Genomic DNA, 24,242 nt, shown 5'->3' with positions numbered 1-24,242 from the left:
AACCCACATGCCAGGCGCCATTTACGCCGAAGGTCTGGTGAAGACCTTCGGCGAGGTAAGGGCTCTGGACGGCGTCGATCTGGATGTCCCGGAAGGCACCGTGCTCGGCCTCCTCGGGCCGAACGGCGCGGGGAAGACCACCGCGGTCCGCTGCCTGACGACCCTCCTGACACCGGACAGCGGCAAGGCCGTCGTCGCGGGCGTCGACGTACTCAAGCATCCGAACGAGGTCCGGCGTTCCATCGGCCTCTCCGGTCAATTCGCCGCGGTGGACGAGTATCTGACGGGCCGTGAGAACCTCCAGATGGTCGGCCAGCTCTATCAGATGCGGGCCAAGGAGGCGAAGGCCAGGGCGGGCGAGCTGCTCGACCGGTTCAACCTCGCCGACGCCGCCGACCGCCCCTCCAAGACGTACTCCGGCGGTATGCGCCGCCGGCTCGACCTCGCGGCCGCACTCGTCGTCTCGCCGCCCGTGATGTTCATGGACGAGCCGACCACGGGCCTCGACCCGCGCAACCGGCAGCAGCTGTGGGAGGTCATCCAGGAGCTGGTCGCGGGCGGCACGACGCTGCTCCTGACCACCCAGTACCTCGAAGAGGCCGACCACCTGGCGCACGACATCTGCGTCGTCGACCACGGCCGCGTCATCGCCCGCGGCACCTCCGACCAGCTCAAGGCCCAGACCGGCGGCGAGCGCGTCGAGGTCGTCGTCCACGAGCGCGAGCACATCGCCACCGCGTCGGACGTGCTGGGCGGCTTCGGCAAGGGCGAGGTGGCCGTCGCCGAGCACACCCGCAAGCTGACCGTGCCCGTCACCGGCGGCGCCAAGCTGCTCGCCGAGGTCATCCGCGAGCTGGACGCCCGCGGCATCGAGATCGACGACATCGGCCTGCGCCGCCCGACCCTCGACGACGTCTTCATCTCCCTCACCGGCCACGTCGCCGAGCTGACGGACGAGGGCAGTGGCGAAGGGGCCGACGGCAAGGCCGACGACAAGGCCAAGGCCAAGCGCAAGAAGGAGGCGGACAAGTGAGCGCCGTATCCACCACCGGGCGGCTCGCGGCGCCACAGCCCGCGGGCGGCATCGGGCAGTCGGTCAGGGACTCCCTGGTCGTCGCCAAGCGCAACCTCATCCGCATGACCCGCATCCCCGAGATGGTGCTGTTCGGCCTGATCCAGCCGGTCATGTTCGTGGTCCTGTTCAGCTACGTCTTCGGCGGTTCGATCAACGTCCCGGGGGCGGGCCTCAGCTCCTCCGGGTACCGCGAGTTCCTGATGGCCGGCATCTTCGCGCAGACCGTCACCTTCGCCACCGCGGGCGCGGGCGCCGGCATCGCCGACGACATGCACAAGGGCCTCATCGACCGCTTCCGCTCGCTGCCGATGGCGCGCGGCGCGGTCCTCACCGGGCGCACCCTGGCCGACCTCGTGCAGACCGCGCTGACCCTGGTCGTCCTCGCCGTCGTCGCGATCCTCGTCGGCTGGCGTACGCACGAGAACTTCGGCAAGGTGCTCGCCGGATTCGGCCTGCTGCTCCTGCTCGGGTACGCCTTCTCCTGGATCGGCGCCCTGATCGGCCTGTCCGTGCGCACCCCGGAGGCGGCCACCTCGGGCGGCCTGATCTGGCTGTTCCCGCTGACGTTCATCTCCAACGCCTTCGTCCCGGCCGAGAACATGCCCTCGTTCCTGCAGACCATCGCGAACTGGAATCCGTTCAGCGCGACGGTGCAGGCCTGCCGCGAACTGTTCGGCAACCTCCCGCCGAACTACCCCGTCCCGAACGACTGGCCCATGCAACACCCGGTCTGGGCCTCGCTGATCTGGTCCGTGCTGATCATCGTGGTGTTCCGGACGCTCGCGGTGCGCAAGTACCGCTCTGCGACGGCCTGACGGACTGGGACAAGCCTGACGTACGTGGGGCGAGCCTGACGGACATGCGAAAGGGCCCCGGCACGGTGCGTGCCGGGGCCCTTTCGCGGCCGAAGCGGAAAGCGGGCGTCAGCCCGTGTACGGCTTGGCCTCGAGGATCTTGACGGAGGCGAACTTGCCGTTGGGCAGTTCGTACTCCGCGTTCTCGCCGATCTTCTTGCCGTTCACGCCGGTGCCCAGCGGGGACTGCGGCGAGTACGTCTCGATGTCGCTGCTCGCGTACTCACGGGAGGCGAGCAGGAAGGTCACCGTGTCGTCCTCGTCGCCGTCGAAGGCGATGGTGACGACCATGCCCGGCTCCACGACGCCGTCGTCGGCCGGGGCCTCGCCGACGCGGGCGGTCTCCAGGAGCTGGGTCAGCTGTCGGACGCGGAGCTCCTGCTTGCCCTGCTCCTCCTTGGCCGCGTGGTACCCGCCGTTCTCGCGCAGGTCGCCCTCCTCGCGCGCCGCCGCGATCTTGGCCGCGATCTCGGTGCGCGCAGGACCAGACAGGTACTCCAGCTCGGCCTTGAGCTGGTTGTACGCCTCCTGGGTCAGCCAGGTGACGTTCTCGCTGGTCTGGGTCACAGGTGCTCCTCGTAGGTACTGGGAATACAAAGCATCGCCCTACCCAGAAGGATGTTCCCTCACGGGTGGGCGAAACCACGAGCCTAACAATTCAGGCGCAGAAGGGGGAGGACATAAGCCATCAGATTTGCGTCAACGCAGGTGAGCGAGGTAAAGCCACCCGGCGCCGGTCGGCGGCGTCAGTCGGAGTGGCAGCCGAGGAGCTCGACGCTGGTCGCCTTCGACGTCGTACGCAGCGTGACGGTCTTGTCGATGCGGTCCGTGCGCTGGTCGAAGCGGAAGTCCGCGCGGCCCACCTCGGCGCCCGACCTGGCCTGCGAACGCAGGGTGCAGTAGCCGCGGGCGTCGGTGTCCTTACGGACCTCCAGGTGCGCCTCGACGGTGGTGTCCGAGAGGATGTCGAACTTGATGACCTCGGCGCTGACCTTCTGGTTGTCGATGTAGTCGTAGCCGAACCAGCCGACGAGGCCCAGCAGGAGCACGCCGAGCACGGAGCCGATGATCTTCAGCTTGCGGTCGGCGGCCGCGTCGGCGGTGCGGGAACGGCCGTACCGCCCCTCGGGAAGACCCTCGGGAAGCCCTTCAGGGAGCTTCGAGCCCACCGCCGCCATGATCGTCCTCCAGGAACAGGGGTTGCCGGAATTTTCCGCCCCCCGGTTCCGTCACTATAGAAGCCGCATGTTGCGCCGGAACCACGAGGGCGCCCAATTACTGAGGATCGATCTTGACTGAGCAGCTGCGACTGATGGCCGTTCACGCCCACCCCGACGACGAGTCGAGCAAGGGCGCGGCCACCATGGCCAAGTACGTGTCCGAGGGGGTGGACGTACTCGTCGTGACCTGCACGGGCGGGGAGCGCGGCGACATCCTCAACCCCAAGCTCCAGGGTGACGCGTACATCCAGGAGCACATCCACGAGGTCCGCAAGAAGGAGATGGACGAGGCGCGCGAGATCCTCGGCGTCAAGCAGGAGTGGCTCGGCTTCGTCGACTCGGGGCTGCCCGAGGGCGACCCGCTGCCGCCGCTGCCCGAGGGCTGCTTCGCCCTCGAGGACGTCGACAAGGCGGCCGGCGAGCTGGTGCGCCAGATCCGCTCCTTCCGTCCGCAGGTCATCACGACGTACGACGAGAACGGCGGATACCCGCACCCCGACCACATCATGACCCACAAGATCACGATGGTGGCCTTCGAGGGCGCGGCCGACGCCGAGAAGTACCCCGAGAGCGAGTTCGGGCCGGTCTTCCAGCCGCAGAAGCTCTACTACAACCAGGGCTTCAACCGCCCGCGCACCGAGGCCCTGCACCAGGCGATGCTCGACCGCGGCCTGGAGTCCCCGTACGGGGACTGGCTCAAGCGCTGGGACGAGTTCGAGCGCGTCGAGCGCACCCTGACCACGCACGTCCCCTGCGCCGACTTCTACGAGATCCGCGACAAGGCCCTGATCGCGCACGCCACGCAGATCGACCCCGACGGTGGCTGGTTCCGGGTCCCGATGGAGGTCCAGAAGGAGGTCTGGCCCACGGAGGAGTACGAGCTCGCGAAGTCGCTCGTCGATACTTCCCTCCCCGAGGACGACCTCTTTGCGGGCATCCGCGACAATGCCTAGCGTGAACGTACATCTGGCAATGACGCATCTCGTCCCTCTTGCCAAGGAGGTCGACGACGACAAGGTGACCCCCGGCGTTCTGGGCTTCATCGTCTTCGCGGTGATGGCCCTCGCCGTCTGGGGTCTGATGAAGTCGATGAACCGCCACATGGGGAAGGTCGACTTCAAGGAGCCGGAGGACTCCTCCGCGAAGGCGGAGGCGAAGGCGTCCTCCGACGCCGGACCGCAGCGGGGCTGACGCCCGGCGCGGGTGGATCTCGGCTCGGCTGGGCCTCAGCTCGGCTGGGTCACCTCCACCCCCATCACCTCGCGCGCATGCCGGCTCGGCACCATGCCGAGCCGCCATGCCTGCCATCCCGTTTCCAGGTCGGCGCCCCGCTCCAGGAGCAGGCCGAACGCCTGGACGTAGTCGGCGAGCTTGCCGTCACGGGTCGGGTGGTCCTCGCGGGACAGCTGCTCCAGCTCCTCCTGGGCGACGGCCGTGCCGATCTCCCAGCCGCCCGGTGAGGCGTACGGCAGCAGGGTGCAGCGCAGGAAGCGGGCCCAGTCGCCGCCCCGGCGGTCGCCGTACGAGGCGAAGAGCCCGATGGCCTCGTCGCACAGGGCAAGCGCCTGCTGGGTGCGGTTGTTGCCCGCGTCCACGACCACCAGCTCCAGGCACGTCCAGGCCTCGCCGTGCGCGACGCCGATCCGCTGGAAGTCGGCGCGGGCGTCCACCAGGAGCTGCCGGGCGAAGCCGGAGTTGCGCAGCGAGCCCGTCTGGGCGGCGCGCTGGTCGCGAGTGACGCGTGCCGAGTGGTGGCGCGCGCACGCCAGGCCGTACACGTCCCGCATCCGGGAGAACATCGTCCGCGCCCGCTCCAGGTCCCGCACCGCCTGGTCGAGGCTGCCGGTCTCCTCGAGGGCCTGGCCGAGGTAGTACAGGGACCAGGCCTCGCCGCGCGCGTCCTCGTTGTCGCGGTGCCGGGACACCGCCTGGCGCAGCCCGTCGACCGCGGGCGAGGGGTCGCCGTCCACCAGACGGGCCCGCGCCAGCTGTGTCATGGCCCAGGCCTCGCCACGCGGGTCGCGGGTGCGGCCGTACAGATCGAGGGCGTCGCGCAGCTCGCCCTCCGCGCGCGGTACGTCGCCCATGCGCAGGCAGAGCTGGCCGAGCTGGAAGTGCGTCCATGCCTCGCCGTGCACGGAGCCGCTCCTGCGGTGCAGCGTGAGCGCCGTCTCCAGCATGCCGAGGGCGTGCTGGAGGTGGGCGCGGTCCCGCTCCACCGCGGCGAGCGCGTGCAGCGTCCAGGCGCGGTCGCCCGCCAGCTCGTCGGCGGCCTGCAGCTCCAGCGCCTCCGTGAGCCGGGCCGCGGCCTCCGTCAGATTGCCCTGGTGGTGCAGCGTGATGCCGAGCGAGCCGAGCGCACGGGCGGCCGCCGCGTCCTGGTGGGCCTCGAAGTAGAGGTCGACCACCGAGTTCAGCGTCGTACGCGACTGGTCGAGCTCGCCGAGCTGGCGGGCCGCGATGCCCGTGCGCCACTGCACGCTGCGGCCGAGCAGGCCCTGGTCGATGGCCTGGGTGAGTTCGTTGATCTCGCCCAGGCGGTAGAGGTCGCCGCGCAGCAGGCAGTAGTCGCACAGGGCGCCGAGCAGATTGAGGACGGTCCGCTGGTCGACGCCCTCCGCGTGCCGCAGGGCGGCGGTGATGAACGTCGACTCGTCGTCCAGCCAGCGCAGCGCCGCGTCCAGCGAGGCGAAGCCGTGCTGCCCGAACTGGTCGGCGCGGGTGGAGGTCTTGCCGTCGACCAGGCGGATCACCGTGTCGGCCAGCTCTCCATAGCTGGTGATGAGGCGCTCCTGCGCGGCGGTGCGCTCGGCGGGCTCCTCCTCGTCCAGGAGCCGGGCGAGCGCGAAGGAACGGACGAGGTCGTGCAGGCGGTGGCGGCCGCCCTGGAGCCGGTCGACCAGGCCTGCACGGGAGAGCGCGGTCAGCTGCCGGTCCGCCTCCTGCTCGTCGGTCGCGAGCAGCGCGGCGGCCGCGGCCGGGCCCAGCGAGGCACGTCCGGCGAGCGCGAGACGGCGCAGCAGCCGCCGGGCCGACTCGGACTGGTCGGTGTAGCGCAGCCACAGGACGCGCTCGACGGGGCCCACCTTCTCGGCGGGGCCGTACGCCGACAGGTCCGAGGCCAGCTGGCGCGGCGTACGCGGACCGAGCGAGGAGCCCGCGGCGCGCAGGGCCAGCGGCAGGCCGCCGCACAACTCCCTGACCGCGTCGGCCGATTCGGCGTCGTAGGGCCCCGATAGGTCCTCCGCGCACTCCCGGAGGAGTTCCTCGGCGCCGGCTTCGTCCAGTGCCTCGACCGGCAGCTGATGCACCCAGGCGGGCAGGTCCGCAGCCAGTTCCAGGGGCTCGCGGGCGGTGACGAGGACCAGGCTGTCGGAGCGCTCCGGTATCAGCGTGCGGACCTGCTCGGCGTCGCTCGCGTCGTCGAGGACGACCGTCACGGCGAGGCCCGTCAGATACTGGTGGTAGAGCTCGCTGAGCCGCTTGACCTGCTGTTCCTGCGAGGAACGCTCCCGGAAGAGCAACTGCTCGCGCGGGGCGCCCAATCGATTCAGCAGATGCAGCAGGGCGTCGCGCGTGGACAGCGGGGTCTCCTGCGGATCGCCGCCGCGCAGGTCCACCACGCACGCGCCGCGGAACTGGTCCCGCAGGTCGTGAGCGGCCCGCACCGCGAGTGAGGTCCGCCCCGAGCCGGGCGCACCGTGCAGCATGACGACCGTGGGCCGGGTGTCGGTGCTGGCGCGCGCCGCGTGCACCCACTGCGCGATCCGCGCGAGCTCGGCCCTGCGGCCCGCGAACGGGCCGGTGTTCTGCGGGAGTTGAGCGAAGGACTGCTGGAGCACGGAGCGCCTGCGCGCGGCCGCGCTCTTGTCGGTGCCGCGCAGTTGGGGCGCGGTCTTCTTCGCCGTCCGCGTGCCGGTCGACGCGGCGAGGACCCGCTGTTGGTCGAGGAAGGGCCGGATGCCGCGCACTTCGAGCGCAGTCAGCCACTGCAGCCGCAGCTGCTCGGGCCCGCCGGGTCGGCTGAGCTCGCCCGCGCGGCGGCTGGCCGCGGGCAGGTGGGATGCCGTCACCTTCACCACGGTGGCCGCCGCGCCCGCCACGGCGACGACCGCTCCGGTGCCGAGGGCGGTGCCGACGCTCGTGCCGAAGGAGAGGTCGGAGACGCCGGCGGCGACCGCAGCAACCACCGCCACCAGCAAGGGAGTTCCCGCACCCTCGCGTGCGTAGCGCTGCGCGAAGGTGAGCTGTCCCGCGTGCGCCTCGTCGAGCGCGCGCGTGTACGTGCCGTACTCCTCGGCGGCCGTCTGCGCCATGGCGTCCAGGGCGCCGCGGGACCGCGAGAGCAGCACGGCCCCGTCGACGCGCCCGCCCGAACGGCGCACTTCCTCCTCCACGGCCCGTGCCAACAGCCGCTCGGCCTCGGCCCGATGGCTGTCCCGCATATGGGTTCCCCCTCCGAGAGCAACAGTTGCCTGCAATTCACAAGTGTCCTGCGTACGGGGCCAGGAAGCGAGGGTGTCAGAGGATCGGTGACCTTCCGCGGCCGGACGCGATCCGCCGATGCGCGGCCGGACGCGATCCTCCCATCCGCGGCCGGACGCGATCCTCCAACGCCGCCCAGTCGTACGGCGCCTGGCCGCTGCGCCGCACAGCAGCTGGGCTACGCTCGTGGGAGATGCCGGTGGTCATGGAGCGCATGGAGCGGTAGTGAGTGCAGTGCCCGCGATCGAGGCGGAGGGCGCCACGGTCGTCCTGGACGGGACCACGCTCCTCGCGCCTACGACGTTCGCGGTGATGCCGGGCGAGTTCTGGTGTCTCACCGGCGGCAACGGCTCCGGCAAGACGACCCTCCTGCGGGCCTTCCTGGGCAGTCGGCGGCTGACGGACGGCACCGTGCGCGTGCAGGGCGAGACCGTCGATCTGGCCAGGCCCCGGCACCGGCGGATCGTGGCCTCGCTCGTCGAACCGGTGCCCGTCGCACGGGACATGACGCTGCGCGAGCAGGTGACCCTGGTCGCCGCGTCCTGGTACGGCAACACCACGGCGACCGCCGAGCGCGCCGAGGAGGTCATCGGGCGACTGGGCCTGACCGGCCTGGGGGAGCGGTTCCCCTCGCAGCTCTCCTCCGGTCAGCTGCAGCTCTTCAGCCTCGCGCTGACCCTGGTCCGCCCCGCCGACGTCGTCCTGCTCGACGAGCCCGAGCGGCATCTCGACACCGACCGCGTCGACCTCGTCGCCGAACTGCTCACCGAGCGCGCGGAGGACGGAACCGCGTTCCTCGTCGCCACCCACGAGTCCACCGTCGTGGACGCCTGCGACGGCGTCGTGGAGCTGGGATGACGACGACGGACGGCATCACCGCGGTGGAGGCCGACCCCAGGGCCCGCGTCCACGCCGTACGCCGGCGGTACGCCCGCCGCGGCGACCGCGCCACGGTGCACGACCGGGCGTACACGATCTACCTCACCGCCACCCTCGGCTTCGTCTACGTGGTGCCGGTCGTCCACCTGGTGAGGACCTCGCGGGCGCTCGTCTCCCTGGACTCCTCCGGGGCCGCGACGTCCGTGGCGTGTCTGGTCGCGGCGGCGGTGGTCTGGGGGGCGCAGATGGCCGGCCGGTTCTGGGGGCCGCTGGTCCTCAAGCCGTTCCTGCTGTACGTGTTCATGTCCACGGACCTGTCCCCGACGCACTACCTCGGCACGATCGCCCGCCGCCGCCTCGCGTACGCGGGACTCGGCACGCTGCTCGCGATGTGCACGGCGGCGTTCCTGCTGACCGACCTCTTCGACCACTCCGAAGCCGTGCTCGTGGCGCAGGGCGTGGCCGTCGCGGTGGGCCTCGGCGCCGTCGCCCCCGTGGCGTGGCTGTGGGGCCAGGTCCGGACGGTGCGCGAGAACCTCCTGCTCGCCTCCGGCGTGGCCGCCGCGGCCGTCGTCGTGGCGCTGCTGGGCGGGGGCGGCCTGTTGGGCGGGTCCGGCCTGTGGCTCGCCGCCGGTGTCCTCGTCATCTCGGCGGCGGTGCTCGGCAGGGTCGCCTTCCGGTCCGTCCGCACGGTCGACCTCGCCCGGCTCGCCCGTGAGTCGGCGCGTGCCGCCGAGGCCCAGACCTTCGCCTGGACCGGCACGCTCCACCACGCGCTCGACCTGTACCGCCCCGAGCCGCGCGGGCACACCTCGGCCCTGGTGCGCCCCGACGGGCGCCTGCGCGGATACCTCGCGCAGGGGGCGGTGCGCGCGCTGCGCACCCGGGGCCGCGCGATCGCCGCCGCGGTGTTCCTGACGGCAGGCGGCGCCGTCCTGACGCTCGGCCTCGTGGAGCCGGACGCCAGGCTCGCGACGTTCTCCTGGGCGGCCGGCGCGGCCGCCGTGTACTGGGGGTCGGGCTGGGTCGGCGAGACCTGGCGCGGTCTGCGTGACGAGCTGACCCTGGCCCCGCTGTTCGGCGAGTGGTGGGGCGGGACGCTCGCGCGCACCCTGGTCTGGCCGGTCGTCGCGGTGGCGGTCACGGTGGGGGCGGCGGGCGGCGTCGCGGCCCTGACGCGGTGGCCGCTCCAGGACGGCAGGGCGGCCGACGCGCTGCTGCTCGGCGCGGCGTCGGTGGTGCTCGTGCTCGGGGCCAGGTTCCTGCGCGAGATGAAGACGAACCTGCCGATCGAACTGCTGCTCCCCGTCATCACGCCCCTGGGCGACCTCTCCGGACTCCGGGTCTTCGTGTGGCAGTTCGACGGACTCGTCGTCGTACTGATCGGCGTCCTCGTGATGAACGAGATGCCGACCGCGACCGGTGCGGCGCTGGTCGCGCTGGGCATGGCCGCCTGGTCGGTCCGGGCGGGCCTGCGCCGGACCGGGTGGGCCCGGCGGGGACTGTTCACCCGCCTCGGCCGGGTCTGAGCGCGGCCCCGCCTCCGGGGACCGGCTCCCGTGTGGGTGCGCGGTGGCAGGGCAAGATGGGGCCATGCCGAACCGACTGGCCCATGAGACGTCCCCCTACCTGCTCCAGCACGCCGACAACCCGGTCGACTGGTGGCCCTGGTCGGCCGAGGCCTTCGAGGAGGCGCGCAAGCGCGGGGTGCCGGTGCTGCTCAGCGTCGGGTACAGCAGCTGTCACTGGTGCCACGTCATGGCGCACGAGTCGTTCGAGGACGACGCGACGGCCGCGCTCATGAACGAGAAGTTCGTGAACATCAAGGTCGACCGCGAGGAGCGGCCCGACGTCGACGCCGTCTACATGGAGGCCGTGCAGGCCGCGACCGGCCAGGGCGGCTGGCCCATGACCGTCTTCCTCACCCCCGACGCCGAACCCTTCTACTTCGGTACGTACTTCCCGCCGGAGCCCCGCCACGGCATGCCGTCCTTCCCGCAGGTCCTCGACGGTGTCCACCGGGCGTGGACGGACCGGCGCGGCGAGGTCGCGGAGGTCGCGGCGAAGGTCGTGCGCGACCTCGGCGAGCGGCAGCTCACGCACAGCGCCGACGAGCAGCCCGGCGAGGACGAGCTGGCGCAGGCGCTGCTCGGCCTGACCCGCGACTACGACGCCGCGCACGGCGGCTTCGGCGGCGCGCCCAAGTTCCCGCCGTCCATGACCGTCGAGTTCCTCCTGCGGCACTACGCCCGCACGGGCGCCGAGGGCGCGCTGCAGATGGCCGCCGACACCTGCGAGCGGATGGCGCGCGGCGGCATCTACGACCAGCTCGGCGGCGGCTTCGCCCGCTACTCCGTCGACCGCGAGTGGATCGTGCCGCACTTCGAGAAGATGCTGTACGACAACGCCCTGCTGTGCCGTGCGTACGCCCATCTGTGGCGCGCCACGGGCTCGGAGCTCGCGCGCCGGGTCGCCCTGGAGACCGCGGAGTTCATGGTCCGTGAACTGCGCACGAACGAGGGCGGGTTCGCCTCCGCGCTCGACGCGGACAGCGAGGACCCGGCGACGGGGCAGCACGTCGAAGGCGCGTACTACGTCTGGACGGCCGCCCAGTTGAGGGAGGTCCTCGGCGAGGCCGACGCGGAGCTGGCGATGACCTGCTTCGGGGTGACCGAGGAGGGCACCTTCGAGAAGGGCGCATCCGTCCTCCAACTGCCGGTGGCCGAGGGCCCGTTGGCGGACACGGCGCGGATCGAGTCCGTGCGGGAGCGGCTGCTCGCGGCGCGCGCGGAGCGGCCCGCGCCAGGGCGTGACGACAAGGTGGTCGCCGCCTGGAACGGCCTCGCGATCGCCGCGCTCGCCGAGGTCGGCGCGTACTTCGACCGGCCGGACCTGATCGCGGCCGCCGTCGGTGCGGGAGATCTTCTCGTACGTCTGCACATGGACGCCCGCGCGCGTCTCGCCCGCACCTCCAAGGACGGCCAAGTCGGCGCCAATGCGGGCGTGTTGGAGGACTATGCCGATGTGGCGGAGGGCTTCCTCGCGCTGGCCTCGGTCACGGGGGAGGGGGTGTGGCTGGAGTTCGCCGGCTTCCTGCTCGACCACGTCCTCGCGCAGTTCGTGGACGCGGAGAGCGGGGCGCTGTACGACACGGCGGCGGACGCGGAGCGGCTCATCCGCCGCCCGCAGGACCCCACGGACAACGCGGCGCCCTCCGGGTGGACGGCGGCCGCGGGCGCGCTCCTCTCGTACGCGGCGCACACGGGCGCCGAGCCGCACCGCACCGCCGCGGAGCGGGCGCTCGGCATCGTCAAGGCGCTCGGTCCCCGCGTCCCGCGCTTCATCGGCCACGGGCTCGCGGTGGCGGAGGCGGCGCTGGACGGCCCGCGCGAGGTGGCGGTCGTCGGCGATGTCCTGGGCGACCTGCACCGCACCGCGCTGCTCGGCACGGCGCCGGGCGCGGTGGTCGCGGCGGGGGAGCCGGGCTCCGGTGAACTCCCGCTCCTGGCCGACCGGCCGCTGGTCGACGGGCACCCCGCCGCGTACGTCTGCCGGGGCTTCGTCTGCGCCGCCCCGACCACGGACCCGGCCGAGCTCGCGGAGCAGCTCTCGCGGGCCTAGGGTCCGGGCATGGCACGTCTGAAGATCGAGATATCCGTCCCCGAGAGCCACGTGGAGCAGGTGATCGACGCTCTCCACGCGGCCGGCGCGGGGCAGGTCGGCGACTACGCCCGGTGCGCGAGCGTCTGGCCCGTCACCGGTACCTGGCTGTCGCTGCCGGGCGCGCGGCCCTTCGACGGCGAGGTCGGCGCGGTGCGGCACGGCAAGGAGTGCCGCGTCGAGTCCGTCTGCGACGAGGAACAGGCACGCGCCGTCAAGGAGGCGGTGCGCGCGGCCCATCCCTACGAGGAGGCGGTCATCCACTTCCTGCCGCTGTACGAGCCGTGAGCGGCCCGGGGGAGTCGCCGAACTCCTCCAACGCCCCCTCCACGATCGCCTCCAGGCGGTCGTGGTGGGCGCCGCGCCAGTAGACGCGGGCGCAGTCGCCGCACTGTGCGAAGACGTCGTACGTGCCGCGCGTCCCGCCCTCCAGGAGGTCCGCCACCTCGTCCTTCGTGGCCGCGCGGAGCGTGCCGTTGCAGGCCGTGCAGCGGGTCCAGGGGGCGAGCTCGGGGGCGAAGCGGCCGAGGACGTCGCGGAGTTGGTCGTCGGGGCGGTCGCTGTAGACGTAGGCGCCCGCCCACAGCTCGCGGCGGCGCAGCAGACCCCGGTCGCGGCTGAGCAGGACGCGCCGCTCGTCCGCCGAGCGCGTGGCGAGGGCGGGGTCGCCGATGTCCGTGCTCTCGTACGCCGCGTCGACGCCGAGGAGGCGCAACCGCCGGGCCAGCGTGCCCAGATGGACGTCGAGGAGGAAGCGGAGCGGGGCGCCGGGGACCGGCTGAGGGCGCGTCACCGCGCGGACGGCGACGTTCTCCCCGGCCGCCGGGACATGTCCTGCGGTGACCTCGCGGCCGTCCACCACGAGCGCGCCGACCTCCGTCAGCGGAACGCCGAGGGACTCGACGACGTGCCCGAGCGTGGACGCGCCGTCCGTAACTGCCGTGGTGGCGCCGTCCCTTCGCCCGTGCGGGACGAACAGGGCGAGCTCGGGGGCGAAGCTGACGAGGATCTCCGGACCGTTCATGCGGTCAGGATGACATGGCCAGGCCGGACGTCACCGAGGATTTTCCGCCCCGGCGAAGCCACTGGTGAGCATGTCGAGGGTGCGGTCCACCAGCGTCGGCAGGTCGTCCTCGTGGTCGTGCTCGGCCCAGTACGCGGCGGTCTCGGTGAGCGCGCCGATCAGCCCCATGGAGAAGGTCCGCACCTCCAGGTCGCCGGGCTCGCGGCCGGTGCGCTCGGCGATGATCCGGCACAGGATGGCGCCGGTGACCGACATGCTCTCCAGCATCCGCGAGCGCACGGCGGGCACCTCGGTCATCAGCTTCGTGCGGAGCCTGGTGACCTCGGGCTCCTCCGCGAAGCCGAGGCTCATGGCCCGGCGCAGCACGATCCGCAGCGATTCCACGATCGGTTCGTCGACGGGCCGCTCCCGCAACTCGCTCTCCAGGAGCGGGTCGTACTCGTCGGTGAGGACGATGTCCTCCTTGGTCGGGAAGTAGCGGAAGACGGTGGAGGGGGAGACCTCCGCCGCCTCCGCGATCTGCTCGACCGTCGTCGCCTCGTACCCCTGCTCGCGGATCAGCCGGTATGTCGCGTCCCGGATCGCGAGGCGGGTCTTGAGCTTCTTCCGTTCGCGCAACCCCAGCGGGGGCGCGGTCTCGGGGGTGGGGGTCCGTGCGGCCGTCATGGGCTTCATTGTCGGGCATGCGCCGAGGCCTTGCCCAGGTCAGGCGTGTCGGCCACCGCGCCGTCGGCCCTCGGCAGGAGCGCGGCCACGAGCAGGGACGTCACCAGGGCGGCGACACCGCTGACCAGGAGGACGAGGTCCATGCCGTGGACGTACGCGGAGTTCGCGGCGTCGACGAGGCCGCCGTCGCCGAGCCGGTCGGCCACTCCGTGCGCGGCGACCACCGAGTCGCTCGCGGCGTCGGCCGCGGGGCCCGGCAGGCCGTCGGTGTCGAGGCGGTCGGTGTACGCCCCGGCGAGGAGCGAGCCGAGCAGCGCGATCCCGAGGGCGCTGCCCACCTGCCGTACGGTCATCAGCAGCCCCGAGCCGGATCCCGCGCGCTCCACGGGCAGCGCGCCGAGCGCGGCGTCCATGGACGGCACGATGGCGAAGCCGAAGCCGAGCCCGGCCACCGAGAGCCACAGCGCGGTGAGGCCGTAGCCGCTGCCGACGTCCGTGCGGCTGCCGAGGATCGCGGCGAAGGCGAGGACCGCGAGCCCGCCGCTGATCACCGCGCGCGCCCCGAAGCGGCGTACGACGGGCTCCGCGCCCTTCGCGGCGATCAGCAGCCCGCCCATCATCGGCAGGATCCGCACACCGGTGCCGAACGCGTCGTGCCCGAGGACGGCCTGGAGGTACGGCGGCAGCACGAACATCAGGCCCGACAGCACGAACATGACGAGCGTCGCCGCCATGGTGTTGAGGAAGAACGCGCGGTCACGCAGCAGCGTCATGTCGAGCATGGGCCGCGCCGTCCGCCGCTCGCGCAGGACGAGTGCGGCGAGCAGCAGGGCCGCTCCGGCGAGCATGCCGATGACCAGGGGGTCGCCCCAGCCGCGTACGGGCGCCTCGATGATGCCGTAGATGAGCGTGCCGAGTCCGGCGACGGTCAGCGCGGTGGAGACGATGTCGACCGCGGGCGAGGCGGGGTCGCGGGTCTCGGGCAGCAGGAACAGACAGGCGGTGAGGCCTATCGCGACCATGGGGACGTTGATCAGGAAGATCGAGCCCCACCAGAAGTGGTCGAGCAGCCAGCCGCCGACGATCGGCCCGAGCGGCGCGCCGAGCGCACCGGCCGCCGACACGATGCCGATGGCCTTGGTCCGCTCGCCGGGCCCGAAGAGCGCAGGCAGCACGGCCATCGCGAGCGGCATGACGAGGGCGGCGCCGATGCCCATGACGGCGCGGGCCACGACGACGAGGGAGACGTCGTCGACGAGGGTGCCGATCAGCGACCCGGCCAGGAAGATCCCGAGCCCGCTCATCAGTATCCTGCGCCGCCCGAACCGGTCGCCGAGCAGCCCGGCGGGGAGCATCAGCGCGGCGAAGACGACGACGTACGCGTCCGCCATCCACTGCTGTTCCCCGGTGCTCGCGCCGAGCTGCTCGGCCATCGTCGGCAGCGCGACGTTGAGGATCGTCATGTCGAAGCCGAGCACGAGCATGCTCGCGACCAGGGCGGCGAGCGCCCACCAGCGGCGGGGGTCCTGCCGCACGGCGGCGGCGGAGTCATCAGTGACAGTGGCCATGAAATGAGAGTAACTCTCAAGTGGGAGTGGCTGTCAATATCTCTCGTGCTCGCACGGCTATGCCCACGCGCACGCACAGCGCGCACGAAAAAAGTGGCCGCGGCTGGAGAGCCGCGGCCACCGGGGTGGAAGAGGGGAGGGTGTCAGGCGTGCTGGTAGGCCACCAGGGAGATGCCGACGTAGTGCACGGCGAAGGCCGCCAGGGTCAGCGAGTGGAAGACCTCGTGGAAGCCGAAGAAGCGGGGCGAGGGGTTGGGGCGCTTGATGCCGTAGATCACGCCGCCCGCGCTGTAGAGCAGCCCGCCGACGATGACCAGGACGAGCACCGCGATGCCGCCCTTGCGCATGAAGTCCGGCAGGAAGAAGACCGCGGCCCAGCCCATCGCGATGTAGCACGGGGTGTAGAGCCAGCGGGGCGCGCCGACCCACAGGACGCGGAAGGCGATGCCCGCGACGGCCGCTCCCCAGACGCCCCAGAGCAGCCACTGCCCCTTCGCCTCGGGGAGCAGCAGCAGGGTCAGCGGGGTGTAGGTGCCCGCGATGATCAGGAAGATGTTGGAGTGGTCGAGCCTGCGCAGGATTCCGTCGGCTCTCGGGCCCCAGTTGCCCCGGTGGTAGAGCGCGCTCACTCCGAAGAGGAGACAGGCGGTCAGCGCGAAGATGCCGCAGGCGATCCGGCCGCGGGTGGAGTCCGCGAGCGCGGTGAGCACGAGGCCTGCGACCAGCACCGCGGGGAACATGCCGGCGTGCAGCCAGCCGCGCATCTTCGGTTTCGCGGGGAGCGGCAGGGAGGACTGCTGCGGGATGAGTGGGGTGGTACCCGCGGGCTCCGGGATCACTTCGGGGACAGGGGCGGTCATGGGCCGCATCGTACCTACGGGCCCGTAAGTCGTACGTCAAACGGACGGATCATCGCTCTCGCGCCCGTACCCGCACAAGTGGCGATGCTCACGCCGCTCAGGTGTGAGGCCCTCTGGACAGATGGGCGTGCACGTCGGATGATCAAATGAGTGCGGTCGGCACCGGATGAGCGCCAGAGGGAAATCAAGTGAAGCATCCGGGTCGCGGCCCCCACGGGGCATACATCCTCAAAACCCCTCCGATTAGGAGCAATCGTGGCGCGCGACATCGCGGCTCCCCTGTCCTTGGGCACTGCCCCGACCAACCACCAGGAGCTGGTCTCCTGGGTCGGCGAGATCGCCGAGCTGACGCAGCCGGACCGCGTGGTCTGGTGCGACGGTTCCGAGGCCGAGTACGAGCGCCTGTGCGAGGAGCTCGTCGCGAAGGGCACCTTCAAGAAGCTCGACCCGATCAAGCGTCCCAACTCGTACTACGCGGCCTCCGACCCGACCGATGTCGCGCGCGTCGAGGACCGCACCTTCATCTGCTCCGAGAAGGAGGAGGACGCGGGGCCGACCAACCACTGGAAGGCCCCCGCCGAGATGCGGGAGATCTTCGCGGGGGAGAAGGGCGTCTTCCGCGGCTCCATGCGCGGCCGCACGATGTACGTCGTGCCCTTCTGCATGGGCCCGGTCGGCTCGCCGCTGTCCGCGATCGGCGTCGAGATCACCGACTCCGCGTACGTCGCCGTCTCCATGCGCACCATGACCCGCATGGGCCAGGCGGTCCTGGACGAGCTCGGTGAGGACGGCTTCTTCGTCAAGGCCGTGCACACGCTGGGCGCGCCGCTCGCGGAGGGCGAGGCCGACGTGCCGTGGCCCTGCAACTCCACCAAGTACATCTCGCACTTCCCCGAGGACCGCGAGATCTGGTCGTACGGCTCGGGCTACGGCGGCAACGCCCTGCTCGGCAAGAAGTGCTACGCGCTGCGCATCGCCTCCGTCATGGCGCGTGACGAGGGTTGGCTCGCCGAGCACATGCTGATCCTCAAGCTGACGCCGCCGCAGGGCGAGTCGAAGTACGTCGCCGCCGCGTTCCCCTCCGCCTGCGGCAAGACGAACCTCGCCATGCTGGAGCCCACGATCTCCGGCTGGACCGTCGAGACCATCGGTGACGACATCGCATGGATGCGGTTCGGTGAGGACGGCCGCCTCTACGCGATCAACCCCGAGGCCGGCTTCTTCGGCGTCGCGCCCGGCACCGGCGAGCACACCAACGCCAACGCCATGAAGACGCTGTGGGGCAACTCCGTCTTCACGAACGTCGCGCTGACGGATGACGGCGACGTCTGGTGGGAGGGTATGACGGAGGAGACTCCGGCGCACCTCACCGACTGGAAGGGCAACGACTGGACCCCGGAGTCGGGCGTCCCCGCCGCGCACCCCAACGCCCGCTTCACCACGCCCGCCTCGCAGTGCCCGATCATCGCGCCGGAGTGGGAGGACCCCAAGGGCGTGCCGATCTCGGCGATCCTCTTCGGTGGCCGCCGTGCCTCGGCCGTGCCGCTGGTGACGGAGTCCTTCGACTGGCAGCACGGCGTCTTCCTCGGCGCCAACGTCGCCTCCGAGAAGACCGCCGCCGCCGAGGGCAAGGTCGGCGAGCTGCGCCGCGACCCGTTCGCGATGCTGCCGTTCTGCGGCTACAACATGGGCGACTACATGGCCCACTGGGTCAAGGTCGGCGCCGACAAGGACCAGGCGAAGCTGCCCAAGATCTACTACGTCAACTGGTTCCGGAAGAACGCCGACGGCAAGTTCGTGTGGCCCGGCTTCGGCGAGAACTCCCGTGTCCTGAAGTGGATCGTGGACCGCCTGGACGGCAGGGCCGAGGGTGTCGAGACTCCCATCGGCATCCTGCCGACGAAGGAGTCGCTGGACACGAACGGCCTCGAACTGGCCGACTCCGACCTGGAGTTCCTGCTCACGGTCGACAAGGAGGTATGGCGCGAGGAGGCCGCGCTGGTCCCCGAGCACCTCAACACCTTCGGCGACCACACGCCGAAGGAGCTGTGGGACGAGTACCGCGCGCTGGTGCAGCGCCTGGGCTGACGCCCCCGCATTCCGGATGGGCCCCGCACAACGGCGTGCGGGGCCCATCCGCGTGTACGTAAGGGGAGCGGAGGGACCCCACCCGTCCATATCCGCATCTTGCGCACCTTGCCTTCACATGGCTCTCACATGCTTCAATGTGCCCACACGGGGGGCCGCTGATCGACGCGTGCCCCAAAAGAGCCTGTGGGGGGCCAAGTTGAAGAACTCTCAGCGGTTAAGACGTGTGACGGGCGCCGCGCTCGCGGTGGCGCTCGGTGCGACCGGCCTGGTCGCCGCCGGGACGCCCGCCGCCTACGCCGCGACGCCCTCGGACGAGGTGGCGAAGCTGCCCATCGCGTCGTTCGGAGCGATGGTCGTCGACGACTCGCACGAGCGCGTCTACGTCACCGACGGCCGCAAGGGCAGCTCGGCGAGCTCGGTCTGGGTCTACAACTTCCAGGGCCAGCGGGTGGGCTCGCTCGCGACCGACAAGCCGGTCTCCGGCATGGCGCTCAGCGCGGACGGCGCGACGCTGCACGTGTCGCAGACGGACCGGATGCTGACGTTCGACACGGCGACGCAGACGAGGAGCGGGGCCAGTTACACGCCGGCCGACGTGACCTGTGGCCGTGAGGTGGCCGTGGCGGGCGGCAAGGCGTGGTTCACGGAGACGCCGTACAGCGACTCGTACTGCAACGACGTCAACAACACCACGACGCTGTACCAGGTCGGCAGCCCCTATCCCAACGGCACCGGCTGGACCGGGCAGGGGCGGCTCAAGCTGGAGGCGGGCGCCGGGGCGCCGGACCGGCTCGTGATGGGGCAGGCCGCCGCGGGCGACAAGGCCAACCCGTTCCTCACCACGTTCGACGCGAGCGGCGAGACCCTGGTGCGCGGGCCCCAGCGGCGCTTCGCCGACGCCGAGGGCAAGGGCGCGCTCGACCTGAAGGACATCGCCCAGAGCGCCGACGGCAAGCGCATCGCCGTCGCCGACGAGGCGTACGGCACGCGGCTGCTCGACGCCTCCGACCTGTCGGACGCGCCGACCGGCTATCAGGCCCTCCCCGAGGGCGCGAAGGCCTCGGCGGTGGCGTTCAGCGGCGACGGCAAGTACGTGGCGCGGGGCGCCGCCGCCTCCGGCAGCACGCCCGACCTGCTGATCCAGCCCGCCGACCCGGCGGACGGCACGACGCCGCTGGAGTTCGCCTTCGAGAGCGAGCTCGACGGCGCGCGGGTGGTGCCGCAGGGGCTCGGCTGGGCCAAGGACGGCTCGCGGCTCTTCGCGGTGACGGCCAGCGGCGGCCAGCACTGGCTGCACGTCATCAAGCCGCCGGCCGCGCAGTACGACTCACGCTTCACGGGCACCCTCAGCACCACTCCCTCGAAGCCGGTCGTCGGTGAACCGCTCGGTATCCGGGGCACGTTGGAGCTGGACGGGCCCGCTCCCGCGGAGCCGCTGAAGGTCACGGCGGTGCGCAAGGACGCCGACGGCACGCAGGAGGTGGCGGCCGCCAAGGTCGCGGCCGACGGCAGCTTCACCGTCCTGGACGTGCCGGACCGCCTCGGTGAGGCGACGTACACGCTCAGGTTCCTGGGCGACGTCACGCACCGTCCTGCCGAGGACGTCACGGTCACGGTGGATGTCGCCAAGGCGCCGACGGCGATCGAGCTGACCGCGCCCGCCGAGGCGACCCGCGCGGGTGGCGTGGAGATCACCGGCAAGCTGACCGGGCAGGGCCGCGCGCTGCCGTCCGGGACGAGCCTGAAGGTGACCCGCACGGACCGGTTCGGCACGACGGGCGAGCTGACGTCGGCGTCGGTCGCGGCCGACGGCACGTTCAAGGTCAGGGATCTGCCGAGCAAGCGGGGCAAGACGGTCTACGAGGTGAGCTACGCCGGCGACGCCCTGCACGCGGGCACGTCCGCCAAGGCCACGGTGAAGATCACCGGCTAGGCGGCGTGAAGGTCACCGACTGGGCGGCGCCCCCAGCTGCCGCCACGGTTGGTGGCGCCCGGTCCGCGGCCTCCCCGGCCGCGGACCGGGGCCGTTCAGGAGGCGCCGACCAGGCGCGTGGCGTCCGCGTGGGCGTCCATGCGCTCGGCGGCCAGGATCGCCGCCGCGGTGTCGGCACGCGAGGCGGCAACGACCAGCGCGCGGCCCGCGAGGGCGTGGGCGCGCTGGTGCAGGGCCGCGACGTGCGGTTCGTGGATGGCACCCGCCACGGCGGACCGCGCGGGCCGCACGCCTCGGCGGAGCCGCGCGACCTGGAGCGCCAACTGCTCGGCGGCGGCGTCCAGTTCGGCGGAGGGGGCGAGGGCGCGGAGCTCGTCGGTGACGGCGAGCAGTGCGGCGAGGTGCCCGGCGAGCTGGATGTCCAGCTCCTCCTCGCGGGAGCGGTGCGGGAAGCTCGCGTCGTCGGCCATCGAGTGGACCGACTTGGTGCGGATCGGCTCGTACATGAGATGGCCTCCAAGCTGTCTTGCGGACATCCTAGCTTAGATTTCGTCTAAAGTTGAGTCGGATCCGAAAAGCGGTGGGGCCGGGCGCCCGTCGGCGCCCGGCCCCACGCGTCGTCCTCGCGCGGCGCGAGGTCAGGGTTGGCTGTAGCCGTCCAGGAAGTTGCCGATGCGCGTGACCGCCTCCGCCAGATCCGTCGCCGTCGGCAGCGTCACCACGCGGAAGTGGTCGGGTTCGGGCCAGTTGAAGCCCGTGCCGTGCACGACCATGATCTTCTCGGCCCGCAGCAGGTCGAGGACCATCTGCCGGTCGTCCTTGATCTTGAAGACCTTCGGGTCGAGCCGTGGGAAGAGGTACAGCGACCCCTTCGGCTTCACACAGGTCACGCCGGGGATCTGGGTGAGCAGGTCGTACGCGGTGTCGCGCTGCTCCAGGAGCCGGCCGCCCGGCAGGACGAGGTCGTTGATCGTCTGCCGCCCGCTCAGCGCCGCGACGACGCCGTGCTGGCCCGGCATGTTCGCGCACAGGCGCATGTTCGCGAGGATCGTCAGGCCCTCGATGTACGAGGACGCGTGCGCCTTGGGGCCCGAGATCGCCATCCAGCCGACCCGGTAGCCGGCGACGCGGTACGCCTTCGACATGCCGTTGAAGGTGAGGGTCAGCAGGTCGGGGGCGATGGAGGCGGTCGGCGTGTGCGTCGCGCCGTCGTAGAGGATCTTGTCGTAGATCTCGTCCGAGCAGATCAGGAGGTTGTGGCGGCGCGCGATGTCGGTCAGGCCGCGCAGCATGGCCTCGTCGTAGACCGCGCCGGTCGGGTTGTTCGGGTTGATGATCACCATCGCCTTGGTGCGGTCGGTGATCTTGCGCTCGATGTCGGCGAGGTCCGGCATCCAGTCCGCCTGCTCGTCGCAGCGGTAGTGCACGGCGGTGCCGCCGGAGAGCGAGACGGCGGCCGTCCACAGCGGATAGTCCGGCGCCGGCACGAGGACCTCGTCGCCGTCGTCGAGCAGGCCCTGCATGGCCATCACGATGAGCTCGGAGACGCCGTTGCCGATGAAGACGTGCTCGACGTCGGTCTCGATGCCCAGGGTCTGGTTGTGCATGACGACCGCGCGGCGGGCCGCGAGGAGGCCTTTCGCGTCGCCGTAGCCGTGTGCGTCGCCGACGTTGCGGAGGATGTCCTCCAGGATCTCGGGCGGGCACTCGAAGCCGAAGGCCGCGGGGTTGCCGGTGTTCAGCTTGAGGATGCGATGCCCTGCTGCCTCCAGCCGCATCGCCTCCTCCAGCACGGGGCCGCGGATCTCGTAACAGACGTTGGCGAGCTTTGTCGACTGGATGACCTGCATGTCGGCGAGCCTACGCGTTCCGGCTGCGGGGGAGCGGATTCTTTTCGGTTCCCTGGTTCGCGGGTGCGGGTCGGTGGGGGCTGGTCGCGCAGTTCCCCGCGCCCCTTCGGGGCGCGGTCTTGTTCTGAGGCCTGGCTACCTCAACAATGCGCATGACAAAACCGAAGGAACTTCGGTCACTTAGTCATCAGAGGGGACCCCCACATGAACAAGCCTCTCGTCGGTGCGTGCTTCGTCGCTCTGCTCATCGGAGCGACGGCGGTGCCCGCGACGGCCGTCAGCGATGAACGGCCCGCCAAGCCCAAGGCGAAGGCCGTCGACTTCGCGGGCACGGTGGCGCTCAGCAACTGTTCCGGCTCCGTCGTCCGCGTGCCGGACTCGAAGCCGGGCGACCCCGCGCTCGTCCTGTCCAACGGGCACTGCCTGGAGGGCGGCTTCCCCGCGCCCGGCCAGGTCATCGTCGACAAGCCATCGTCCCGCAGCTTCACCCTGCTCAACGCCTCCGGCGGCAATGCCGGGACCGTCAGGGCGAGCAAGATCGCGTACGGCACGATGACCGACACGGACATGTCGCTGTACCAACTCACCAGCACCTACAGCGACATCGAGACCAAGTACGGGATCAAGGCGCTGGAGCTGAACGCGGCGCGCCCCGAGCAGGGGCGGAAGATCACCGTCGCGTCCGGTTACTGGAAGAAGCTGTACAAGTGCAGCATCGACGGCTTCGCCTACCGTCTGAAGGAGGGGAACTGGACCTGGAAGGACTCGGTCCGTTACACCCCCGACTGCAAGACGATCGGCGGCACCTCGGGCTCCCCGGTGATCGACGACGAGACCGGCAAGGTCGTCGCCGTCAACAACACCGGCAACGAGAGCGGCGAGGAGTGCACGGACAACAACCCGTGCGAGGTCGACGAGAACGGCAAGGTCACGGTGCGCGAGGGCATCAACTACGCGCAGCAGACCTACACGCTCGTGCCGTGCGTCGCCTCCGGCAACAAGATCGACCTGAGCCGCGCGGGCTGCACGCTGCCGAAGCCGTCCGGGGTGCGCTAGCCGCAGTCGAGGGTGCCGCCCGTGGATCCCCGTCCCGGGGTGCACGGGCGGCACCCGTGGGTCAGTCCCTCAGGCCGCCGGAGCCAGTTCGGCCCTGCCGAACAGCAGGGCGTAGCCGGACGGCAGCAGGCTCAGCAGACGGTCGACGATCTCCTCGTCGACTGCCTGCGTCAGGGCGGTGAGGACGGAGCTGACGTCCCATCGGGCAGTGGCCGGAGTGGCGCCTTCCAGGCGCAGGCCCACGCTTCCGACGAACTCCGCGGCCGTGAGCGGCCGCGTCGCGGGGATCTGGTCCGCGATCACCTGCGCCGCCTCGACGGGCAACTGGTGTGCCAGGTCCACGCGTTCGTCCCCGACGACGTGGCCGCCGAGTGCGGACAGGACGACGCGTGTCACGTGCTCCGCCTCCGCGGTGGTGGTGTACTGGCCGGATTCCCTTACCGCCTCGATGAGTTCGCTCCATCTCACCGTGCCGTTCTCCTCCGTTCCGTCTGGCTCGGTTCCGTCGCCCGGTCGCGCCGTCGCGCGGCCGGGTCAGCCGTTGATCTGCTTGCGGTCGCCTCCGCCACTGATCTGGATCCTCCGTGGCTTGGCCTGCTCGGCCACCGGGATGCGGAGCGTGAGGACACCGGCCTCGTACGAGGCGTCGATCCGCTCCGTGTCCAGGGTGTCGCCGAGGAACAGCTGGCGGGAGAAGCTACCGGTGGGCCGCTCGGCCGCGATCATCTCCGCGCTCTCGGGGGCGGGGGAGCGGCGCTCGGCCCGCACGTTCAGCACGTGGCGTTCGACGTCCAGGTCGATCGACTCGGGGTCGACGCCCGGCAGGTCGAAGTGGACCACGAAGTCGTCGCCCTGGCGGTAGGCGTCCATCTGCATCCCGGCCGGGCGGGCGCTGCTGAAGAACTGCTGCGTGAGGCGGTCGAATTCACGGAAGGGGTCGGTGCGCATGAGCATCACGGGGCGCTCCTCTCCTCAGGTACTGGGTGCGATGCCCTACGGATTTCTATATAGCCCGGGGGGA

The 24,242-nt window shown here is 71.3% G+C and carries 22 protein-coding genes; 11 read left to right on the top strand and 11 right to left on the bottom strand.

The genetic code is table 11. From position 1 onward, the window contains the following. Positions 1 to 7: 7 nt before the first annotated feature. Together AB0B50_RS17405 and AB0B50_RS17400 are read left to right on the top strand one after the other, a co-directional pair. A complete protein-coding gene (locus tag AB0B50_RS17405; RefSeq protein ID WP_362331894.1) occupies positions 8 to 1,033 on the top strand; it encodes an ATP-binding cassette domain-containing protein in 1,026 nt (341 codons plus the stop codon). Continuing rightward, positions 1,030 to 1,890, top strand: coding sequence for an ABC transporter permease (locus tag AB0B50_RS17400; protein WP_362331891.1), 861 nt, complete (start codon positions 1,030 to 1,032; stop codon positions 1,888 to 1,890). The genes AB0B50_RS17405 and AB0B50_RS17400 overlap by 4 nt, the downstream gene beginning before the upstream one ends. Positions 1,891 to 1,998: 108 nt before the next feature. Here the strand turns inward: AB0B50_RS17400 and greA are convergent, their stop codons facing one another. Together greA and AB0B50_RS17390 are read right to left on the bottom strand one after the other, a co-directional pair. Beyond that, positions 1,999 to 2,496, bottom strand: a complete 498-nt coding sequence (gene greA / locus AB0B50_RS17395; RefSeq protein ID WP_362331888.1) for a transcription elongation factor GreA — start codon at positions 2,494 to 2,496, stop codon at positions 1,999 to 2,001. Between the two features lie 179 nt (positions 2,497 to 2,675). After that, positions 2,676 to 3,107, bottom strand: a complete 432-nt coding sequence (locus tag AB0B50_RS17390) for a DUF4307 domain-containing protein (protein WP_362331885.1) — start codon at positions 3,105 to 3,107, stop codon at positions 2,676 to 2,678. Positions 3,108 to 3,220: 113 nt separating this feature from the next. Between AB0B50_RS17390 and mca the strand changes: the two genes are divergently transcribed. Both mca and AB0B50_RS17380 read left to right on the top strand, forming a co-directional pair. Further along, positions 3,221 to 4,102 (top strand): mycothiol conjugate amidase Mca, encoded by an 882-nt coding sequence (mca, locus tag AB0B50_RS17385; protein ID WP_362331882.1) that lies wholly within the window; start codon positions 3,221 to 3,223, stop codon positions 4,100 to 4,102. A 19-nt stretch (positions 4,103 to 4,121) separates the two neighbouring features. Next, a complete protein-coding gene (locus AB0B50_RS17380; RefSeq protein WP_362332776.1) occupies positions 4,122 to 4,340 on the top strand; it encodes a hypothetical protein in 219 nt (72 codons plus the stop codon). Positions 4,341 to 4,375: 35 nt separating this feature from the next. Here AB0B50_RS17380 and AB0B50_RS17375 read toward each other — a convergent pair whose 3' ends face one another. Next, positions 4,376 to 7,594, bottom strand: coding sequence for a tetratricopeptide repeat protein (locus AB0B50_RS17375; RefSeq protein ID WP_362331879.1), 3,219 nt, complete (start codon positions 7,592 to 7,594; stop codon positions 4,376 to 4,378). 265 nt (positions 7,595 to 7,859) lie between these two features. Between AB0B50_RS17375 and AB0B50_RS17370 the strand changes: the two genes are divergently transcribed. The 4 genes from AB0B50_RS17370 (at position 7,860) to AB0B50_RS17355 (ending at position 12,461) form a co-directional block, all read left to right on the top strand. After that, positions 7,860 to 8,492 (top strand): ATP-binding cassette domain-containing protein, encoded by a 633-nt coding sequence (locus AB0B50_RS17370; RefSeq protein WP_362331876.1) that lies wholly within the window; start codon positions 7,860 to 7,862, stop codon positions 8,490 to 8,492. Then, on the top strand, positions 8,489 to 10,042 hold the full coding sequence (locus tag AB0B50_RS17365) for a hypothetical protein (RefSeq protein WP_362331873.1): 1,554 nt from the start codon (positions 8,489 to 8,491) through the stop codon (positions 10,040 to 10,042). Before AB0B50_RS17370 ends, AB0B50_RS17365 begins: the two co-directional genes overlap by 4 nt. Positions 10,043 to 10,106: 64 nt before the next feature. Next, entirely contained in the window at positions 10,107 to 12,134 is a 2,028-nt protein-coding gene (locus AB0B50_RS17360) for a thioredoxin domain-containing protein (RefSeq protein WP_362331870.1), read from the top strand. Between the two features lie 9 nt (positions 12,135 to 12,143). After that, on the top strand, positions 12,144 to 12,461 hold the full coding sequence (locus AB0B50_RS17355; RefSeq protein ID WP_362331867.1) for a hypothetical protein: 318 nt from the start codon (positions 12,144 to 12,146) through the stop codon (positions 12,459 to 12,461). On the opposite strand, the gene AB0B50_RS17350 is transcribed toward AB0B50_RS17355, so the two are convergent. The 4 genes from AB0B50_RS17350 to AB0B50_RS17335 form a co-directional block, all read right to left on the bottom strand. Continuing rightward, positions 12,430 to 13,197 carry a Mut7-C RNAse domain-containing protein gene (locus AB0B50_RS17350; protein ID WP_362331864.1) on the bottom strand — a complete coding sequence of 256 codons (768 nt, stop codon included), beginning with the start codon at positions 13,195 to 13,197 and terminating at the stop codon, positions 12,430 to 12,432. The genes AB0B50_RS17355 and AB0B50_RS17350 overlap by 32 nt on opposite strands. A gap of 30 nt (positions 13,198 to 13,227) precedes the next feature. Continuing rightward, positions 13,228 to 13,863: a TetR family transcriptional regulator gene (locus AB0B50_RS17345; protein WP_362331861.1), complete on the bottom strand. Its 636-nt coding sequence runs from the start codon at positions 13,861 to 13,863 to the stop codon at positions 13,228 to 13,230. Positions 13,864 to 13,868: 5 nt separating this feature from the next. Continuing rightward, complete coding sequence (locus AB0B50_RS17340; protein ID WP_362331858.1) at positions 13,869 to 15,431, bottom strand: MFS transporter; 1,563 nt, start codon at positions 15,429 to 15,431, stop codon at positions 13,869 to 13,871. 143 nt (positions 15,432 to 15,574) lie between these two features. Continuing rightward, positions 15,575 to 16,195 (bottom strand): hemolysin III family protein, encoded by a 621-nt coding sequence (locus AB0B50_RS17335; RefSeq protein WP_362332773.1) that lies wholly within the window; start codon positions 16,193 to 16,195, stop codon positions 15,575 to 15,577. A gap of 351 nt (positions 16,196 to 16,546) precedes the next feature. Between AB0B50_RS17335 and AB0B50_RS17330 the strand changes: the two genes are divergently transcribed. Together AB0B50_RS17330 and AB0B50_RS17325 are read left to right on the top strand one after the other, a co-directional pair. Then, the gene (locus AB0B50_RS17330; RefSeq protein ID WP_362331855.1) at positions 16,547 to 18,379 is read left to right on the top strand and encodes a phosphoenolpyruvate carboxykinase (GTP); all 1,833 of its coding nucleotides are present in this window, start codon (positions 16,547 to 16,549) and stop codon (positions 18,377 to 18,379) included. 226 nt (positions 18,380 to 18,605) lie between these two features. Next, a complete protein-coding gene (locus AB0B50_RS17325; protein WP_362331852.1) occupies positions 18,606 to 20,315 on the top strand; it encodes an Ig-like domain repeat protein in 1,710 nt (569 codons plus the stop codon). A 95-nt stretch (positions 20,316 to 20,410) separates the two neighbouring features. On the opposite strand, the gene AB0B50_RS17320 is transcribed toward AB0B50_RS17325, so the two are convergent. Beyond that, complete coding sequence (locus AB0B50_RS17320; protein ID WP_362331849.1) at positions 20,411 to 20,821, bottom strand: hypothetical protein; 411 nt, start codon at positions 20,819 to 20,821, stop codon at positions 20,411 to 20,413. Positions 20,822 to 20,953: 132 nt separating this feature from the next. Further along, positions 20,954 to 22,165, bottom strand: a complete 1,212-nt coding sequence (locus AB0B50_RS17315; RefSeq protein ID WP_362331846.1) for a pyridoxal phosphate-dependent aminotransferase — start codon at positions 22,163 to 22,165, stop codon at positions 20,954 to 20,956. A gap of 204 nt (positions 22,166 to 22,369) precedes the next feature. Here AB0B50_RS17315 and AB0B50_RS17310 point away from each other — a divergent pair, with 204 nt between their 5' ends. Further along, a complete protein-coding gene (locus tag AB0B50_RS17310; protein ID WP_362331843.1) occupies positions 22,370 to 23,221 on the top strand; it encodes a serine protease in 852 nt (283 codons plus the stop codon). A 69-nt stretch (positions 23,222 to 23,290) separates the two neighbouring features. Here AB0B50_RS17310 and AB0B50_RS17305 read toward each other — a convergent pair whose 3' ends face one another. Together AB0B50_RS17305 and AB0B50_RS17300 are read right to left on the bottom strand one after the other, a co-directional pair. Continuing rightward, positions 23,291 to 23,689 carry a DUF2267 domain-containing protein gene (locus tag AB0B50_RS17305; RefSeq protein WP_362331840.1) on the bottom strand — a complete coding sequence of 133 codons (399 nt, stop codon included), beginning with the start codon at positions 23,687 to 23,689 and terminating at the stop codon, positions 23,291 to 23,293. 66 nt (positions 23,690 to 23,755) lie between these two features. Beyond that, complete coding sequence (locus AB0B50_RS17300) at positions 23,756 to 24,175, bottom strand: Hsp20/alpha crystallin family protein (RefSeq protein WP_362332770.1); 420 nt, start codon at positions 24,173 to 24,175, stop codon at positions 23,756 to 23,758. Positions 24,176 to 24,242: the final 67 nt, after the last annotated feature.

It is taken from the genome of Streptomyces sp. NPDC041068 (genome assembly GCF_040647455.1).
Classification (GTDB): Bacteria; Actinomycetota; Actinomycetes; order Streptomycetales; family Streptomycetaceae; genus Streptomyces.
Note: the sequence above shows the minus strand (reverse complement) of the source record. Positions and strands in the feature narration are given on the sequence as shown.